This is a genomic window from Nonomuraea mangrovi (assembly GCF_042681425.1).
GTDB classification, from domain to species: domain Bacteria; phylum Actinomycetota; class Actinomycetes; order Streptosporangiales; family Streptosporangiaceae; genus Nonomuraea; species Nonomuraea mangrovi.
The window spans coordinates 260,281-276,802 of sequence record NZ_JBHUFV010000016.1 but is presented as its reverse complement, the minus strand read 5'-3'; the positions used below and the strand labels follow the sequence as shown (position 1 = coordinate 276,802).

At 71.9% G+C, this 16,522-nt stretch carries 13 protein-coding genes; 7 read left to right on the top strand and 6 right to left on the bottom strand.

Going from position 1 to position 16,522, the window contains the following annotated elements; translation table 11 throughout:
• Positions 1–6 precede the first annotated feature (6 nt).
• Entirely contained in the window at positions 7–1,929 is a 1,923-nt protein-coding gene (locus ACFSKW_RS11425) for an ABC1 kinase family protein (protein WP_379572025.1), read from the top strand.
• Positions 1,930–2,016: 87 nt separating this feature from the next.
• Here the strand turns inward: ACFSKW_RS11425 and arfB are convergent, their stop codons facing one another.
• On the bottom strand, positions 2,017–2,424 hold the full coding sequence (arfB, locus tag ACFSKW_RS11420; RefSeq protein ID WP_379572024.1) for an alternative ribosome rescue aminoacyl-tRNA hydrolase ArfB: 408 nt from the start codon (positions 2,422–2,424) through the stop codon (positions 2,017–2,019).
• A gap of 97 nt (positions 2,425–2,521) precedes the next feature.
• Here arfB and ACFSKW_RS11415 point away from each other — a divergent pair, with 97 nt between their 5' ends.
• The 5 genes from ACFSKW_RS11415 to ACFSKW_RS11395 all read left to right on the top strand — a co-directional run bounded on the left by ACFSKW_RS11415 (position 2,522) and on the right by ACFSKW_RS11395 (position 9,821).
• Positions 2,522–3,358: a hypothetical protein gene (locus ACFSKW_RS11415; protein WP_379572022.1), complete on the top strand. Its 837-nt coding sequence runs from the start codon at positions 2,522–2,524 to the stop codon at positions 3,356–3,358.
• A gap of 8 nt (positions 3,359–3,366) precedes the next feature.
• Positions 3,367–5,127 carry an HSP90 family protein gene (locus ACFSKW_RS11410; protein ID WP_379572020.1) on the top strand — a complete coding sequence of 587 codons (1,761 nt, stop codon included), beginning with the start codon at positions 3,367–3,369 and terminating at the stop codon, positions 5,125–5,127.
• 5 nt (positions 5,128–5,132) lie between these two features.
• Positions 5,133–7,658 carry a hypothetical protein gene (locus ACFSKW_RS11405; RefSeq protein WP_379572018.1) on the top strand — a complete coding sequence of 842 codons (2,526 nt, stop codon included), beginning with the start codon at positions 5,133–5,135 and terminating at the stop codon, positions 7,656–7,658.
• Between the two features lie 62 nt (positions 7,659–7,720).
• Positions 7,721–9,214, top strand: a complete 1,494-nt coding sequence (locus ACFSKW_RS11400; RefSeq protein ID WP_379572016.1) for an alkaline phosphatase D family protein — start codon at positions 7,721–7,723, stop codon at positions 9,212–9,214.
• 40 nt (positions 9,215–9,254) lie between these two features.
• On the top strand, positions 9,255–9,821 hold the full coding sequence (locus ACFSKW_RS11395) for an HAD family hydrolase (protein WP_379572014.1): 567 nt from the start codon (positions 9,255–9,257) through the stop codon (positions 9,819–9,821).
• A 163-nt stretch (positions 9,822–9,984) separates the two neighbouring features.
• On the opposite strand, the gene ACFSKW_RS11390 is transcribed toward ACFSKW_RS11395, so the two are convergent.
• Complete coding sequence (locus ACFSKW_RS11390; protein WP_379572012.1) at positions 9,985–11,397, bottom strand: FG-GAP and VCBS repeat-containing protein; 1,413 nt, start codon at positions 11,395–11,397, stop codon at positions 9,985–9,987.
• A gap of 66 nt (positions 11,398–11,463) precedes the next feature.
• On the opposite strand from ACFSKW_RS11390, the gene ACFSKW_RS11385 reads away from it, so the two are divergent.
• Positions 11,464–12,693 carry a cytochrome P450 gene (locus ACFSKW_RS11385; RefSeq protein ID WP_379572010.1) on the top strand — a complete coding sequence of 410 codons (1,230 nt, stop codon included), beginning with the start codon at positions 11,464–11,466 and terminating at the stop codon, positions 12,691–12,693.
• Here ACFSKW_RS11385 and ACFSKW_RS11380 read toward each other — a convergent pair.
• The 4 genes from ACFSKW_RS11380 to ACFSKW_RS11365 all read right to left on the bottom strand — a co-directional run bounded on the left by ACFSKW_RS11380 (position 12,675) and on the right by ACFSKW_RS11365 (position 16,486).
• Positions 12,675–14,081: an MFS transporter gene (locus ACFSKW_RS11380; RefSeq protein ID WP_379572008.1), complete on the bottom strand. Its 1,407-nt coding sequence runs from the start codon at positions 14,079–14,081 to the stop codon at positions 12,675–12,677. The two genes, ACFSKW_RS11385 and ACFSKW_RS11380, sit on opposite strands and share 19 nt — an antisense overlap.
• A 77-nt stretch (positions 14,082–14,158) precedes the next feature.
• Positions 14,159–14,758: a TetR/AcrR family transcriptional regulator gene (locus ACFSKW_RS11375; RefSeq protein WP_379572006.1), complete on the bottom strand. Its 600-nt coding sequence runs from the start codon at positions 14,756–14,758 to the stop codon at positions 14,159–14,161.
• A gap of 9 nt (positions 14,759–14,767) precedes the next feature.
• Positions 14,768–15,406 (bottom strand): biliverdin-producing heme oxygenase, encoded by a 639-nt coding sequence (locus tag ACFSKW_RS11370; protein ID WP_379572004.1) that lies wholly within the window; start codon positions 15,404–15,406, stop codon positions 14,768–14,770.
• Between the two features lie 9 nt (positions 15,407–15,415).
• Positions 15,416–16,486 carry an acyltransferase family protein gene (locus ACFSKW_RS11365; RefSeq protein ID WP_379572002.1) on the bottom strand — a complete coding sequence of 357 codons (1,071 nt, stop codon included), beginning with the start codon at positions 16,484–16,486 and terminating at the stop codon, positions 15,416–15,418.
• Positions 16,487–16,522 lie beyond the last annotated feature (36 nt).

Sequence of the window (16,522 nt, the reverse complement as noted above, 5' to 3'; positions counted from 1 at the left end):
CTGCGGATGCCCCTGCTCCTAGCCGTCTCCCTCGCCGTCGTGCTGCTGATGCTCGCGACGGCGGCGCAGCGATTGCTCGACGTCAGGTTCGGCCCCGTCCGCATGACCCTGGCAGTGCTGCTGGCGCTGATGCTCACCCCGGTGTTCCTGGCGCCGGTCTTCCAGTCGTTCGAGAAGTACGACGCCACTCGCGATCCCGGCCTCGGCCCCCTGTGGATCGTGATCCTGGTGTCGATGTGCGTCGTGCTGATCCCCATGGTCATCCTGGTGCTCGGCGAGGCGCTCGTGCCGCCCGGCTCCATCCCGGGGCCGATCGAGCTGGTGAAGTCGGTGCGCGGGCGGCTCGCCCGCGCCCGCCGCTACTCCCAGATCACCAGGATCGCCTTCAGGCACGGCCTCGGCCCCTACCTCAGGGGCAGGGGCGACGACCCGGCGGACCGCGGCGGCAGGGTACGGCTGGCGGCCTCGCTCCGCGAGGCGCTCGACGACGGAGGCGTCACGTTCGTGAAGCTCGGGCAGGTGCTGTCGACCAGGCGCGACCTGCTTCCGCCCGAGTTCGTCGACGAGCTCGGCCGGTTGCAGGACCACGTCAAGCCCGCGCCCTGGGAGGAGATCGCCCAGGTCGTCGACCTGGACGCGTTCGCCTCCTTCGACCGCACGCCGCTGGCCGCCGCCTCGATCGCCCAGGTCCACGCCGCCCGCCTGCACAGCGGCGAGGAGGTGGTCGTCAAGGTTCAGAGACCGGGGATCGCGCCGGTCGTGGCCAAGGACCTCGACATCGTCGCCAGGCTGGCGGCGACGCTCGAGGCCAGGACGAAGTGGGGCAGGGCGCTCGGCCTCAGGGAGCTGGCCGCGGGGTTCGCCGCCGCCCTGCGCGAGGAGCTCGACTTCCGCGTCGAGGCGGGCAACATGGCGGCCGTCGCCGCCTCGGCCGGCGGCTCCGTGGTCTATCCGACCCCCTACACGCCGCTCTGCACCGAGAGGGTGCTGGTGATGCAGCGCCTGTCGGGCAAGCCGCTGGCGACGGCCCCCGCCGCCGAAGGCCCCGCGCTGGCCCGCACGCTGCTCGACTGCCTGCTGCGGCAGATCCTGCTCGACGGCGTCTTCCACGCCGACCCGCACCCCGGCAACATCATGCTGCTGACCGACGGCTCGGTGGGCCTGCTCGACTTCGGCTCCGTCGGGCGGCTCGACGCGTCGCTGCGCTCTGCGCTGCAGCGCTTCCTCCTGGCCATGGACAGACAGGACCCGCTCGGCGTGACCGACGCGCTCCTCGAGGTCGTCCCCAGGCCTGAGGACATCGACGAGGCGGGACTCGAACGCGCGCTCGGCCAGTTCATGGCCAGGCACCTCGGGCCCGGCATGGACAGCGTCGCGATGTTCACCGACCTGTTCAGGATCGTCTCCGAGTACGGCCTGTCGATCCCGCCGGAGGTCGCCGCCGTCTTCCGCGCGCTCGCGACGCTGGAGGGCACGCTCGTCAGGCTCTCGCCCGGATTCCACCTCATCGGCGAGGCCAGGGCGTTCGCGGCGCGCTACCTGGCCGAGCAGGTCAACCCCGGCAGCGTGAAGGAGGCCGTGGCGCAGGAGGTCACCGCGCTGCTGCCGATGCTGCGGCGGCTGCCCCGACGGATCGAGCGGATCGCCAGCGCGGCCGAGCACGGCAGGTTCTCGATGAACGTGCGGCTGCTGGGTGACGAGCGCGACCGCGCGTTCGTCACGAACCTGCTGCACCAGACGCTGCTGACGGTGCTCGGCGCGACGGCGGGCCTGATGGCGGTGCTGCTGCTCGGCACCGAGGGCGGCCCCGTGGTCATGGCAGGGCAGATGTCGCTGTTCCAGCTCATCGGCTACAACCTGCTGGTGGTCAGCTCGGTGCTGGTACTGCGCGTCCTCGTCGGCATCTTCCGCCGGAGACCGCCCTCGTAGGCCTCACATCATGGACGGCGGGCGCGGGCCGTCCATGGCGAAGACATGAGCAGGCCGACCGGCTGGATCGCGGAAGCGCCGCCGAGCTCAGAACTCGCGGCGGAGCCGTTTGAGGTCGGAGCGGTGCTTCTTGGTGAAAAGCCGGCGCTCGACTGCGCCCTTGCTCGGCTTGGTCGGTCTGCGCCGCTTGGGCGGCGGCGCGACGGCCTCGCGGATCCGCTGGGCGAGCCGGTGCGCCGCGGCCTCGCGGTTGCGCAGCTGGGAGCGGTACTCCGAGGCGGCCACCGTGATCACCGGCGACGGCAGCCGCTCCAGCGCGCGGGACTTCAGCGCGGGCGGGATCGCCGTGCTCGACGACACGTCGAACAGCAGCTCCACCCTGCTGTCGGTGGTGTTCACCCCCTGACCGCCCGGTCCTGAGGAACGCGAGAAACGCCACACGAGCTCGTCGCCAGGAATGGCGATCGAGTCGTTGACGATCAACGGGCCGACCATCGGAACGCCTCCTTCGCCTGGAAACCGTACCCGGGTGACATATGCCCAAGGCAACAAGATTTTCCCCGTAACCCATCCGCAAGCCGGGCGTGGCACCATGTCCCCGGAAAAGTGGGGAGTGATCACGGTGGGGATCGTCGGCGTGCACGGCATCGGCAAGTACGACTACTACCTGCGGGCCGGCAGGTCGGTGGGAGGCGCGGCCGAGGCGATGCGGATGAAGTGGGACCGCTACCTCAGCGCCGGGCTGGGCGGCCCGCCGGGCGCCTACTTCGCCGAGGTGGCCTACTACGCCCACCACCTCAACGACCAGGGCAAGGCCAAGCAGGTCGAGTCGATGGGGGCCACGGAGCAGCAGGTGTTCGTCGCATGGGCCAAGCAGCTCGGCGTGGGCGAGACCTTCACGGGGGCGCTCAAGGCGTTCACCGGCTGGCTGCTGACCAGGCTGGACAGCAGGGCTGCGGCCTTCGCGGCGCTGTTCTGCCCCGAGGTCGCCGCCTACCTCACCGACGCGGCCAGGCGCGAGCGGTGCAGGGGGGAGGTGGCCGAGGTGCTCAGGCGGCGCGCGCCCAGGGTCGTGATCGCCCACTCGCTCGGCAGCGTCGTCGCGTACGAGACCCTGCACGCCAACCCGGACATCGAGGTGGACCTGCTGATCACCCTGGGCAGCCCGCTCGGCATGCGCAACGTGGTGTTCGAGCGCCTGCTGCCCGCCCCCGTCAACGGCCTCGGCGAGCGGCCGAAGGGTGTGCGGCGCTGGGTCAACATCGCCGACAAGGACGACATCGCGGCCATCCCGCCCGGCCTGCGCGACCACTTCACCGGCGTCGACTTCGAGGCGCTGGTCAACCTGGACTGGCTCGACTTCCACACCGTGGAGAAGTATCTGGGCTGTGGTGCGATAAATCAGCATCTCCACCCATACCTGGCATAGTGTCGGGCGTGGAAAACGCCTTTCAAGTGGACCTGCGCGGCGTCGTCGATCTGCTGAGCCGTCACCTGTACTCCAGCCCCCGCGTCTACGTGCGCGAACTGCTGCAGAACGCGGCCGACGCCATCACCGCCCGCGCGGAAGGCGAGGGCCGCGTCGCGATCGAGGTCGCCGAAGGACAGGTGCGCGTCCACGACAACGGTGTCGGCCTCACCGAGGCCGAGGTGCACACGCTGCTCGCCACCATCGGCCGCTCCTCCAAACGTGACGAGCTGGGGTTCGCCAGGCACGAGTTCCTCGGGCAGTTCGGCATCGGGCTGCTGTCGGGCTTCCTGGTGGCCGACGAGATCCACGTCGAGACCAGGTCGGTCACCGGCGCCCCCACCGTGAGCTGGACCGGCAGGTCGGACGGCACCTACCAGGTGTCGCCCGCCCCCGCCGAGCGGCCCGAGCCCGGCACGACGGTCACGCTGAAGGCCCGCAGGGACGCCGCCGAGTGGGTCGACCCGCGCACCGTCGCCGAGCTGGCCGCCCTGTACGGCTCGCTGCTGCCGATCGCGGTCACCGTCAACGGCGTCGCCACGACGGCCGACCCGCCGTGGCTGTCCCCGCACGACTCTCCCGACGCGCGCAGGGCGGCGCTGCTGGAGTACGGCAGGCAGCTGTTCGGCTTCACCCCGTTCGACGTCATCGACCTCGACGTCCCCGAGGCGGCCCTGACCGGCGTCGCGTTCGTGCTGCCCAGCCCCGCCAACCCGACCGCGCGCGCCACCCACCGCGTCTATCTCAAGCGCATGCTGCTCACCGAGCGTGCCGAGGGGGTGCTGCCCGAATGGGCGTTCTTCGCCCGCTGCGTCCTCGACGCGGGCGAGCTGCGCCCCACCGCCAGCCGCGAGGCCCTCTACGAGGACGACCTCCTGGAGCACACCCGCGACCACCTCGGCCGCCAGCTGCGCGAATGGCTCGTCAGGCTGGCCGAGACCGACCCCGCCCGCCTGCGCGCCTTCCTGCGCCTGCACCACCTCGGCGTCAAGGCCCTCGCCCTGCACGACGACGACATGCTGCGCCTGGTCGACAGGTGGCTGGAGTTCGAGACCAGCGACGGCCCGATGACGCTCGCCCAGTTCAGAACCCGCCACCCGCAGGGCCGCTTCACCTCCAGCGTCGACGAGTTCCGCCAGCTGTCGGCCGTGTCGGGCGCGCAGGGCGTCGGCCTCGTCAACGGCGGCTACGTCTACGACAGCGACATCCTGCAGCGCCTGCAGCGGATCGACCCCGACATCCGCCTCGACCGCCTGGACCCCGGCGAACTGGCCACCCACCTCGGTCCCGTCGACCCGGGCGCGGACCTGGCCGCCAGGCCCTTCCTCTCCGCGGCCGCCCGCGTCCTCGACCCTCTCGGCTGCGAGCTGGTCCTGCGCGACTTCGACCCCGCCTCGCTGCCCGCCCTCTACCTGACCAGCAGGGCCGCCGAACACCAGGCCGAGCTGCGCGAGGCCAAGGAGGCCGCCGACGACCTGTGGGCCGACGTGCTCGGCGCGATGGAGCGGACCGTCGCCGCCGACCGTCCCCGCCTGGTGCTCAACCACCGCAACCCGCTCGTGCGCCGGGTCGTGGTCCTCAAGGACCTGTCGCTCGCCGCGACCGCCGTGGAGGCGCTGTACGGCATGGCGCTGCTCCACGGCCACCACCCCCTGCGCGCCGCCGACACCGCCGCGCTGAACCGTTCGTTCCTCGGCCTGCTCGACTGGGCCGTCCTCGGCAAGGAGTGACCCCGATGGCCGACGTTGAGGAGATGCTGGACCAGGCCAGGCAGATGCCGTACGGCGAGGCCAGGTCCGTGCTGCTCGAACAGGCGCTCAAGGCCGCCGGTCACGACCCCGAGCTGGCCTTCGAGGTACGGCTGGAGCTGACCGAGGCGTACCAGTACGGCGCGGAGCCCGCCAAGTCGTTCGCCACGTTCTCCCGCAGCGTCGCCGACTACGACGCCGACCCGGGGCGCTGGTCGGACTGGCAGACCTACAGCCTGCTGTGGCAGTTCAAATGGATCGCCAGCGACATGCGCCGCTTCCCCGAGGTCCCGCTCCAGCGGGCCTACGACGCGCTCGCCGAGATGGAGCGCCGCTACGTCGAGGCGGGCTACGGCCTGCACGCCGTCCACACCCAGCGCACCTACGTCGCCGAGCACATCGGCGACAGGGCCGCCGCCGACGAGTGGTTCCACCAGTGGCAGACCACCCCGCGTGACGACATGTCCGACTGTGAGGGGTGCGATCCGAGCGGCAAGGTGTGGCACCTGTCGTGGATGGGCCGCGACGAGGAGGCCATCGAGCTGGCCGCCCCCGTCGTCGCAGGGCATCTGACCTGCCACGTCCAGCCGCAGGGCATCCTCAGCAACCTGCTGCTGCCGTACCTGCGCACGGGGCGGCTCGACGAGGCCGCCGCCGCGCACCTGCGCGCCTACCGGCTCGTCCAGGGCGACGCCAACTACGTCGACGACTTCGGCGACCACATGGAGTTCTGCGCCCTCACCGGCAACGAGACCCGCGGCCTGGAGATCCTGCAGCGCGAGCTGCCACTGCTCGAGCGCTCGCCCACGCCGAGCGACCGCATGCACTTCGCCGGGTGCGCGGCGCTGCTGCTGCGCCGCCTGGAGGACCTCGGCCAGGGCGGGCTGACCGTGCGGAGGAACGGCGCGGACGTTCCCGTCGGCCGCCTGCGCGAGGAACTGGAGGCCGACGCGCGCGCCCTGGCGGCCCGCTTCGACGCGCGCAACGGCACCGGCGAGCAGAGCCGCAGGCTGGAGGAGCGGCTGGCGGCCGAGCCGCTGGTCGACCATCTGCCGCTGACCCCGCACGCGCGCAGGGTCGTGATCCCCACCGCCCCGCCCGCGCCCCCGCCGGCCACCGCGGGACCCGACGAGCTGCTCGACCTGGCCGAGGACGCCTGGCGGCGCAGCGACCACGACGCGGCCTTCGCAGCGTGGGAGCGCTACGACGAGATCGGCGGCGAGGCGGGCGGCAGGCGCACCGACGGGCTCGGGTTCGCCGCGCTCGTCCAGGGCGACGTGGAGCAGGCGCGCGAGCTGTGGACCCGCGCGGCCGAGCTCCACGCCCTGGCGGGCGACGAGGTCAGGCGGCAGGTCGCGCTCGGCAGGCTCGGGCTGGTCACGCCCGAGGGGCTGCCGCTGGTGGAGGAGTCGCACCGGTGGCTGTCGGCCAACGGCGACGAGCGTCAGCGCACGGCCGCGGTGTCGCGGCTCGCCCAGGCGTACGCGAGCGCAGGGCGGGTCGGCGAGGCGATCGCGCTGCTCGAAGGGTCGAAGGACGGCGACCGGCTGTCCCTGCTGGCCAGCCTTCTCGCCGACGGCGACCCGGAGCGCGCGGCCGAGACGGCACGAGAGGCGAGGAAGGCGCTGCGGGCCGAGGGCGACGTGCTCGTCCTCGCCAGAACCGCGCTGTTCCAGGGGCAGCTCATCCAGCGGCATGGCGGCGAGCTGGAGGAGCTCCTCGGCGCCTTCGGGGAGGTGCTGGCCGTCGCGCCGCGCACCGAGCCTGGGCTGCGCGCGGTCGCCCACGCCTCCAGGGGCGAGGTGCTGGTCATGGTGGAGCGCGCGGCCGAGGCGACCGAGGACCTGGTCGAGGCCGTCGCCCTGTTCACCGCGCTCGGCCAGTCCGGCAACGCCGCGCTCGCCAGGGTCGACCTGGCCGCCGCCTACCTGGCGGGCGAGCGGCCCATGGACGCCGCCATCGCCGCGGAGGAGGCGCTGGCGATGCTCGACACCGACGACCTGGACAACACCACGAGCGTCATGTGGACCCGCGCGAACGCGCTGCGCATGCTGGACGACAGGGACGCCGCGCTCGCCGACTTCACCGCGCTCGTCCCGATGTACGCTCACCCGCTGCAGTCGGCCAGGGCGGCGGAGTCCGCGGCGAGCATCCTCGACGAGCTGGATCGCGACCAGGAGGCCGCGGACACCTTCGCCGCCGCGGCCGGCTACTACCGCGCCGCAGGGAGCACCGATGACCAGGCCAGGATGACCCGCAGGCACGCCATGTCGCTGCACTGGGCGGGCAGGAGCGCCGCCGCGATCGAGGCCATGGCCGAGGCGAGGACTCTGCCCCAGGACCCGTTCCAGCTCGCCGCCCTCGCCTACGACGAGGCCCGCGTCCTCGACGGCCTCGGCAGGAAGGACGAGGCGCTCCTGCGCGCCCGCGAGGCGGTCGAGCGCTTCACCGAACTCGGCGACGAGCGGGCGGTCGAATCGGCGAAGGACCTGCTCACCTGGTTGGAGGAGTGATGTTCATCTCCGCTTGACTCGGCTGTCATGGCCGGGTCAGCGGAGGAGGACATACCTGGGGCGTGGAACGCAGAACCTTCCTCGCCGCGACGGCCGCCTCCTTCCTCCTCCCTCCCTCCCGAGCTCTCGCAGGTGATCCGTTCACGCTCGGCGTCGCCTCGGGAGACCCCACCACCGACGGTTTCGTGCTGTGGACCAGGCTCGCGCTCGACCCGCTCGGCGGGGAGGGGCGCGGCGGGATGCCCTCCCGCTCCATCGACGTCGACTGGCAGATCGCCACCGACGAGCGCTTCTCCACGATCGTCCGGTCCGGTACGGTGACCGCCACGGCCGCGGGCGCGCACAGCGTGCACGTCGAGGCGCGCGGCCTCGAACCGGGACGCGAGTACCACTACCGCTTCAGGACCGAGGGCAAGCTGTCGCGCGCCGGCCGTACCAGGACCACCCCGACCGGGGCGCAGCCCCTCTCGTTCGTCGTGGCGGCCTGCGCCCACTACGAGCACGGCTACTACACCGCCTACCGCCGCCTGGCCGAGCAGGAGCCCGACCTGGTCGTGCACCTGGGCGACTACATGTACGAGTACGGCCCCAGCGGCTACACCGCGCTGGCCGGCAGGGTCCGCACGCACACGCCGGGCAAGTGCGAGACGCTGGCCGACTACCGGTTGCGGCACGCGCAGTACAAGAGCGACCGCGACCTGCAGCGCGCGCACGCCGTCGCGCCGTGGCTGGTCGCCTTCGACGACCACGAGATCGAGAACAACTGGGCGGGGCCCGTCTCCAGCACCGGCGCCCGCGACTTCGCCAGGCGCAGGGCCATGGCCTTCCGTGCCTACTACGAGAACATGCCGCTGCGCCGCGCGAGCGTCCAGGGCGCCGTCCTGCGCGTCAACCGGCGCGTCTCGTGGGGCACGCTGGCCCGCTTCCACCTGCTCGACACGCGCCAGTTCAGGGACGACCAGGCCTGCCTCGACGGGGTCCGCGCCTCCTGCGACGAACGGCTGTCGGCGCGCCGCACCCTCCTGGGCGACGAGCAGCGGCGCTGGCTGTCGGAGGGGCTGCGCTCGTCCACCACGCAGTGGAACCTGCTCGGCCAGCAGATCATCATGGCGCAGCGCGACTACAAGGTCGGGCCGGGCCGCGAGGTCAACCTGGACTCGTGGGACGGCTACGCGCCCGAGCGCGACCGCCTGCTCGGCTGGATGAAGGAGACCTCCAATCCCGTCGTCCTGACCGGCGACGCGCACATGCACCACGCGGCCGAGCTCAAGCTCGACTTCGACGACCCGTCCTCGCCCGTGGTCGCCCGCGAGCTGGTCACCTCCTCCATCGCCAGCGACGGCGACGGATACCGCGACAAGGCCTGGATCGCCGAGGCGCTGGCGGAGAACCCGCACATCTCCTACATCGACCAGCGGCGCGGCTACATCGCGGCCAGGCTCACCTCGTCGGAGCTGTCGGTCGACTTCCGGACACTCGACTACATCTCCCGCAGGGGCGCGCCCGCCAGGACCACCAAGTCCCTCACCATCCCCGCCGCCCCACTCGGCCGCTGACCCCCGCGCCACCGCGGGTCGTGAGTTAGCGTCTGTTGTCATGACCTGGGTGCTGTTTGACTACGGAAACGTCCTGTCCCTCCCGCAGCCGAAAGCAGACGTCGAGGCCATGGCCGCCGCCGCGGGGGCCGACCAGGACACCTTCGAGCGCGGCTACTGGAAGCACCGCCTGGAGTTCGACAGGGGCACGATCACCCCGCGCGCGTTCTGGTCGCTGGCGCTCAACCGCGATGTCGGCGACGAGGAGGTCGCCAGGCTCGTCGAGCTGGACGTGGCCAGCTGGTCGCACCCCAACCGCGACACGGTGGCCGTCATGGAACGGCTGCCGCGCGTGGCGCTGCTGTCCAACGCGCCCGACTGCGTCGCCGACGGCATCGACGGGCTGCCGTGGATGGCCAGGGTCGAACCCCGCTTCTACAGCGCCAGGATGCGCATGACGAAACCCGACCCCGAGATCTACCTCGCCGTCCTGGACGGGCTGGGAGCCGAGCCTGGCGAGGTGACGTTCGTCGACGACAGGCTGGAGAACATCGAGGCCGCCGAGCGGGTCGGCATCGTCGGCGTGCACTTCCGCGAACCCGGCGACCTGGCGCCGCTGCTGGGCTGACCCGCTCGCGACCGGCTCCGCCGATGCCGGCCCGCTCTGCCCGCGACCGGCTCCGCCGAAAGGCTGACGCGCTGTCCCCGCGACCGGCTCTGCGAAAGGCTGACGCGCTGTCCCCGGCGTCCGGCTCCGCCGAAAGGCTGACGCGCTGTCCCCGGCGACCGGCTCAGCCGAAGGCGTAGCCGTACAGGCCGGGGCCGCTACCGAGCTTGTGGGCCTTGCCGGGGCGCAGCCCGGGAAACGGACCGGGGCGGCGCGAGCCAGGCACGAAGGTGACCACGCCCGTCCCGGGCGCCGCCACGACGAGCCCGTCGACGGGACGGGCCGTCGACAGCGTCCGGTAGCGGCCGACGGCGGGCAGAGCGGTCAGCGACGCCCCGAAGTCGCGGCCCCTGCCCTTGATCAGCAGGTCGCCGTACCGGGTCAGGCCGCCCTTCCTGGCGCTCGCCAGCACCTGCACCGAGTTCTCCCCCGGCACGCCGATCGCCAGCTCGGCGTCGCCGTCGCCGTTGAAGTCGCCCGTCGCCAGCGCCGCGCCGAACCTGTCGTAGTAGCGCGGGGTCCCCTTCAGCAGCCGCTGCGTCCACGCCTCCCAGCGGCCCGTGCCGTAGCGGACGTGGACCATGCCGTCGCCGTAGTCCATGGCCCGCTGGTTGGCGCTCAGGCCCTCGCCCGGCACGCCGATCGCCAGGTCGTCGCGCCCGTCGGCGTCGAAGTCCGCGGCGGCGAGCGAGGCGCCGAAGGCGTCCCACTTCTCCGAGCCGCCCTTCACCCCCGGCGAGGACTGGGTGTACTGCACGGCCCTGCGGCTGCGCGGGTTCACCACGGTCACCGAGCCCTGGCCGTCCAGGCGGACGGTGTCGGCCGGGGCGCCGATCGCGATCTCGTCCTTGCCGTCGCCGTCGAAGTCGCCGGTGGTCAGCGCCGAGCCGAACTGGTCGGTGACCAGACCGCGCTGGCGCAGGCCGCGCTGGGTGATCTGGTACCGCCCGCGGCCCTCGAAGCCGTCGACGACGACCGTGCCGCCGGTGCCCATCGCGGGCGCGCCGATGACCAGCTCGTCGGCCTTGTCGCCGTCGAGGTCGCCCGCCGCCAGGGCCGCGCCGTACCGGTCGGAGCCGCGCTTGGCCGGCGACAGCTGCCTGCCGGGGGTGAGGCCGCGGGGCGAGCCGTGGAAGAGCTGCACGGCGCCGTTGCCGTCGGCGCCGGGGACCGGCGTGCCGAAGAACTCCTCCGAGACGCCGACAGCGAGGTCGGCGCAGTCGTCGCCGTCGAAGTCGCCGACGGCGAGAGCGGAGCCGAAGGAGTCGCCGGTCTCCGGGTCGCCCGGCACCCCGGGCGTCGCCTGGGAGAGCCTGGCCTTCTGGCCGGAGCCGTACATGATCGTGACCGCGCCGGCGCGGGAGCGGCCTTCCACGCTCTCGTACGGCGCCGCGATGGCCAGGTCGGGCAGTCCGTCGCCGTCGAAGTCCGACGGGTGCCCGCCGCAGGACGTCACCGAGGCGCCGGCGGCCGGCATGGGGAGGAAGGGGAGGGTGAGGCAGGCGACGGCGAGCAGGGCGGTGCGCGAGACGTTCATGCCCGGATGGTCCCCAGGCCCGTCGAACCTGGCCTTAACACCCCGGGAACGTGCCAGGATAGGCGGGTGGACATCGACCTCGCGGACCTGGACTTCTGGCGTAAACCGCTCAAAGAGCGGCAGGAGGCGTTCGCCAGGCTCCGGCAGATGGAGCACCCGGTCTTCTTCCCCGAGCGGAAGGTGCCGCTGCTGCGTTCGGGCACCGGGTTCTACGCCCTCGTCAGGCACGCCGACGTCGTCGAGGCCAGCCGCAACGCCAAGGTCTTCTCCAGCGAGCCCGCCGTCACCAACCCCGAGCCGCCCGGCTGGGTCAAGCACGTGTTCGGCGAGTCGATGGTCAACATGGACGACCCCCGCCACGCGAGGCTCAGACGCATCGTCTCGCGCGCCTTCAGCCCCAAGATGCTGCAGAACCTGCAGGCCGATATCGAGAAGGCGTGCGAGCGGATCGTCGACGACGTGATCGCCGCGGGTCCTGGCGACTTCGTCACGCAGGTCGCCGCCCGGCTGCCCATCCACGTCATCTGCGACATGATGGGCATCCCCGACGAGTTCCGGGCGAAGGTGCACGAGCACGTCGACGCCTCGACCGCCTACAGCGGCGTACGGCCGAGCGTGCTGCAGAGCGCCCGCCTGGCGGGCAAGAACGTGGTGGCGCTGCTGGCTCTGCAGCGCATGGTCATCCAGCTCGGCCACCAGCGCGTCGCCGACCCGGGCAAGGACCTGGTGTCGGCGCTGGTCACGGCCAACCCTGACGGGGAGAGGCTGACCGACAAGGAGCTGGGCTCGTTCTTCGCGCTGCTGCTGGTGGCGGGCAACGAGACGGCGCGCAACACGATGGCCCACGGCATCAAGCTGCTCACCGACCACCCCGAGCAGCGCGAGCTGCTCATGGGTGACTTCGACGGGCACGTCAACGGCGCGATCGAGGAGATGGTCAGGCACGTCTCGCCGATCATCCAGTTCCGCAGGACCGTCACCGAGGACTACTCCCTGCGCGGCCTCGAGCTGAAGAAGGGCGACAGGGTCGTCCTCTTCTACGGCTCGGCCAACCGCGACGAGGAGGTCTTCCCCGACGCCGACGCCTTCGACATCACCCGCGACACCAAGCCGCACGTCGGCTTCGGCGGCCCAGGACCGCACTTCTGCCTGGGCGCGAACCTGGCCAGGCAGGAGATGCGGACCATGTTCCGCGAGCTGCTGACCAGGTTGCCCGACATCAGGTCGGTGGGCGAGCCCGAGCTGCTGGTGTCCAACTTCGACAACAGCGTGCGCAGTCAGTCGTTCACGTTCTGAGGCCGCTGCGGGGTCTGCGGGGCCAGCACGTTGGTCCTGATCGTGAGGAAGGTGATCAGCGCGGAGACGGCCATCATGCCGGCGCTGATCAGCATCGCCCTGGTGAACCCCGCGGCGTACCGCACGGGGTCGCTGAGAGCGTCGCCCGCCAGCCCGACGAACGGCGGGATCGCCGCCACCGCCAGCAGGCTGCCGGTCCTGGCCAGGGCGTTGTTGATGCCGCTTGCCGTACCGGCGTAGCGGTCGTCGGCGGTGGCCAGCACGGTCGCGGTCAGCGGCGCGACCGCCGCCGACAGGCCGAGGCCGAAGACCGAGACGGCGGGCAGCACGTGCAGCCAGTAGCTGGAGCCCTTGCCGATCGTGCTCATCAGCAGGAAACCGGCGCCGGCCACGAGGATGCCGGTCGTCATCGGCAGCCGCGGCCCGTACCTCTTGGCCACCTCGCCCGCCCGCGCCGACAGCAGCAGCATGAGGATGGTCACCGGCAGCAGCGCCGACCCCGCGGCGACGGGGGAGAAGCCCGCGACCGTCATCAGCTGCAGGGTGAGCAGGAAGAAGACCACGCCCATCGCCGCGTACATGATCAGCGTGACCACGTTCACGGCGCCGAACACGGCGTTCTTGAACAGGCTCATCGGCACCAGCGCGTCCGGCGACCTGCGGATCTCCCACGCCACGAACACCCCACCGAGCACCAGGCCCGCGACCAGCGGCACCAGCTGGCCCTTCTCGGTCAGGCCGTAGGTGATGCCCGCCAGGGCCAGCGCCGCCAGGACCGAGCCGACGATGTCGAACCTGCCGACGGCCTGCTCGTCCTTCGTCTCGGGGACGTGCCTGAGCGTGATGACGACGACGAGCGCGGCGAACGGCAGGTTCACCAGGAACGCCCAGCGCCAGCCCGCGTTCTCCACCAGCCATCCGCCCAGCAGCGGGCCGATCGCGGCGGCCACGCCGCCCAGCCCGGACCACGCGCCCACCGCCCTCGGCCGGTCCTCGCGCACGAAGCTCGCCTGGATGATCGCCAGAGAGCCGGGGGTGAGCAGCGCGCCGCCGATGCCCTGCAGGCCCCGGGCCAGGACCAGCAACTCGATGTTGGGGGCGAGCCCGCACAGCGCGGAGGCCAGCGCGAACCACACCGTGCCGATGAGGAAGACCCTGCGACGGCCGAACCGGTCGCCGAGCGAGCCGCCGAGCAGGATCAGGCCCGCCAGCGTGAGGGTGTAGGCGTTGATCGTCCACTGGAGGCCGGCCATGTCCGCCTTCAGCTCGGCCCGCAGCGCAGGAAGCGCGACGTTGACGATCGTGCTGTCGAGCATGGCCAGGCCTGAGCCGAGCACGGTCGCTGCCAGGATCCACTTGCCCTGTGCGGATTTGAGCTGGACGTCCATGTGGACAATCTTGTCGTAAGACTCGAAGCGGACTGGACTCCCCCCTCTGAGGGGACGCCCGCCGGGGGTGGGGACGGTCAGGAGGTGCTGCTCAGGGCGCGCAGGACGAAGCCCGACACGATCTCCTCGGCCGCCTCCACGCTCACCCGGCCGCTGATCAGCGGCTCCCGTTCGGCGCCGATCACCGCGAGGATCATGCGGGCCGTCGCCGCCACGTCCTGTACCTGGAAGTCGCCCGACCCCGCGCCGCTGTCCAGGATGTCCACGAGGATCCGCTGCATGGGCGCCACGTGGTCGGCCAGCTGCTGGTAGGCGTCGGGACCGAGCGTCGCGCTCAGCCCCGCCGCTCCCGGGTGCGGGTGCGCGAGCAGCCCCGCCAGCTGCAACCGCACGAACGCCCGCAGCCGCTCGGCCGGCGTGGCCGAAGGAGGCAGCTCGCTGGTGTAGGCCTCGATGAAGTAGTGCGTCACCCGCTCGGTGAACGCCAGCAGCAGCGCCGCCTTGTCCGGGTAGTAGTTGTAGAGCACGGTGCGGGTGATGCCCGCCTCGTGCGCCACGTCCGTCATCGAGATCGCGTCGATGCCCTGGACGCGCGACAGCCGCGAGACCGCCTGCAGGATCCGGTCCTGCGTCTGGGCGCGGTGCTCGCCGATCGTGGCGGCGGAGATCCTGGGCATGAGCACATGTTAGGCCGCGGACCTGACCATGTGCAGCAGCTCTGCGAGCACCTCGGTGTTGAGCTGGTACGCCAGGCGCACCTCGCGGATGATCCGCTGCTGCTCGGCCTCGTCGACGGGAAGGGCGTCGAGCCTGGCGCGGTAGTCGTTCTTGAAACGGGGCAGCGAGCCGACCTCGTCGAAGATGTAGAAGTCGACGCCGCCGCCCTTGCCGTACCCGTAGATCTTCTGCAGCTCCATCCTGATGAACTGGCCGCCGGACAGGTCGCCCATGTAGCGCGTGTAGTGGTGGGCGATGTAGCCGCCCGGCCAGTCGGCGACCTGCTCGATGCGGGCCACCAGCGTCCTGGTCGCCTTGGAGGGCTCGATGCGCTCGCGCCAGGCGGGACCGTAGACGGTGGCGAGGTCGCGCTCGAGCGCCGCTTCCCGGTAGAGGGAGGGGAAGACGAACGGCCCCGCCATCGGGTGGTCGGCCAGGCGCTTGGAGACGCCGTCGAGGGCCAGGTAGGCGAAATAGTGCTGGGCGACCATCTCGCCGTACTCCTGCGCGCTGAGCCGCCCTGCCATGAGTTCCTTGAGGTAGCTCTCGTCCTCGGCGGACTCGTGGTCGCCCCAGGTGGCGTTGCGCAGCGTCTCGGAGAAGGTCATGACACAGTGTCACCAAAATCTGCGGCCCGCGTCAAGCCGATGACGACACCATGTCATAAAGACCAGGGCAAGAGCCACGACCGGGAGCCATGCCAGCCGTTCGAGCACCCACGAGGGCGTGTCGGGCCTGCCGTACAGGCCGAAGGCGAGCACGGTCACCACCAGCGCCGTCTGGTGCCACAGGAAGATCGACATGGCGCCCAGATTGGCCACGGCGACCGGCGCCCACAGCCTGGGCCTGCGCATCAGCCGGCTCAGCGGCCCGTGGAGAAGCAGCGCGAGGCCTGCCTGCGCCAGGCCGAAGCAGACCGCGGCCAGCGTCGGCGGGCTGAGGTTGGAGGCGCTCTGCCCCGTGATGCCGATCATGGCGGCCGGGTACCCGCCCCACGCCACCAGCGCGATGGCCGCCGCGCCTCCACCGGCCAGGAGCCACGGGCCGACCCTGCGCGGGCACAGGTCGCCGCGCGCCCACAGCACGCCCAGCAGGTACGGCACCAGCCACGCCGCCGCGAGGTTCACCCAGCCGACCGCCGCCGGAGCGCCCAGCCCGAACCGCAGCAGGTCCACGGCCGCCACGACCGTGACCGCCGCGCCGACCGCGACCGGTCCCGCCCTGACCAGCCACGGCGTGAGCGCGGTCAGCGCCGCGAACACGCCGAGGAACCACAGCGGGCCGAGCGCGGGCTTGGCCAGCGCGACCACCGACGCGACCGGCTGGCCGTTCAGCACAGACACCAGCGCGCCGAGGGCCGCCCACGCCAGCAGCAGCGGCACCACCGGCAGCGCCAGGCGGACCAGCCGCGCCACCACCCACGAGCGGTACGGCTCCCGCACCCCCCGCGCGGCCGCGTAACCCCCGACGAGGAAGAACACGGCCAGTGTCTGGAGCACCCACGAGACGGGCGACAACTGCGGCATGTACGCCAGCGGAGAGGAGATGACCAGGTGCGGGTTCCGCTCCCACGCGCTGACCAGCCAGTGCCCGAGCACGACCCCGACGATCGCCACCGCCCGGAGCGCGTCCACGCCCCTGTCACGGCCCGCCGGCGTCGCCGCCTCGATCCTGCGCACGTCAAGCACGGCCCACCTCCTCGCCGCTGGTCGTCGGGGTGGCGG

Bases quoted from the DNA above. Each gene is read 5' to 3' on its own strand.
- ACFSKW_RS11425 (WP_379572025.1), top strand. From the start codon at position 7: ATGCCCCTGCTCCTAGCCGTCTCCCTCGCCGTCGTGCTGCTGATGCTC.
- arfB (WP_379572024.1), bottom strand. From the start codon at position 2,424: ATGGTCGGCCCGTTGATCGTCAACGACTCGATCGCCATTCCTGGCGAC.
- ACFSKW_RS11415 (WP_379572022.1), top strand. From the start codon at position 2,522: ATGTCCCCGGAAAAGTGGGGAGTGATCACGGTGGGGATCGTCGGCGTG.
- ACFSKW_RS11405 (WP_379572018.1), top strand. From the start codon at position 5,133: ATGGCCGACGTTGAGGAGATGCTGGACCAGGCCAGGCAGATGCCGTAC.
- ACFSKW_RS11395 (WP_379572014.1), top strand. From the start codon at position 9,255: ATGACCTGGGTGCTGTTTGACTACGGAAACGTCCTGTCCCTCCCGCAG.
- ACFSKW_RS11390 (WP_379572012.1), bottom strand. From the start codon at position 11,397: ATGAACGTCTCGCGCACCGCCCTGCTCGCCGTCGCCTGCCTCACCCTC.
- ACFSKW_RS11380 (WP_379572008.1), bottom strand. From the start codon at position 14,081: ATGGACGTCCAGCTCAAATCCGCACAGGGCAAGTGGATCCTGGCAGCG.
- ACFSKW_RS11375 (WP_379572006.1), bottom strand. From the start codon at position 14,758: ATGCCCAGGATCTCCGCCGCCACGATCGGCGAGCACCGCGCCCAGACG.
- ACFSKW_RS11370 (WP_379572004.1), bottom strand. From the start codon at position 15,406: ATGACCTTCTCCGAGACGCTGCGCAACGCCACCTGGGGCGACCACGAG.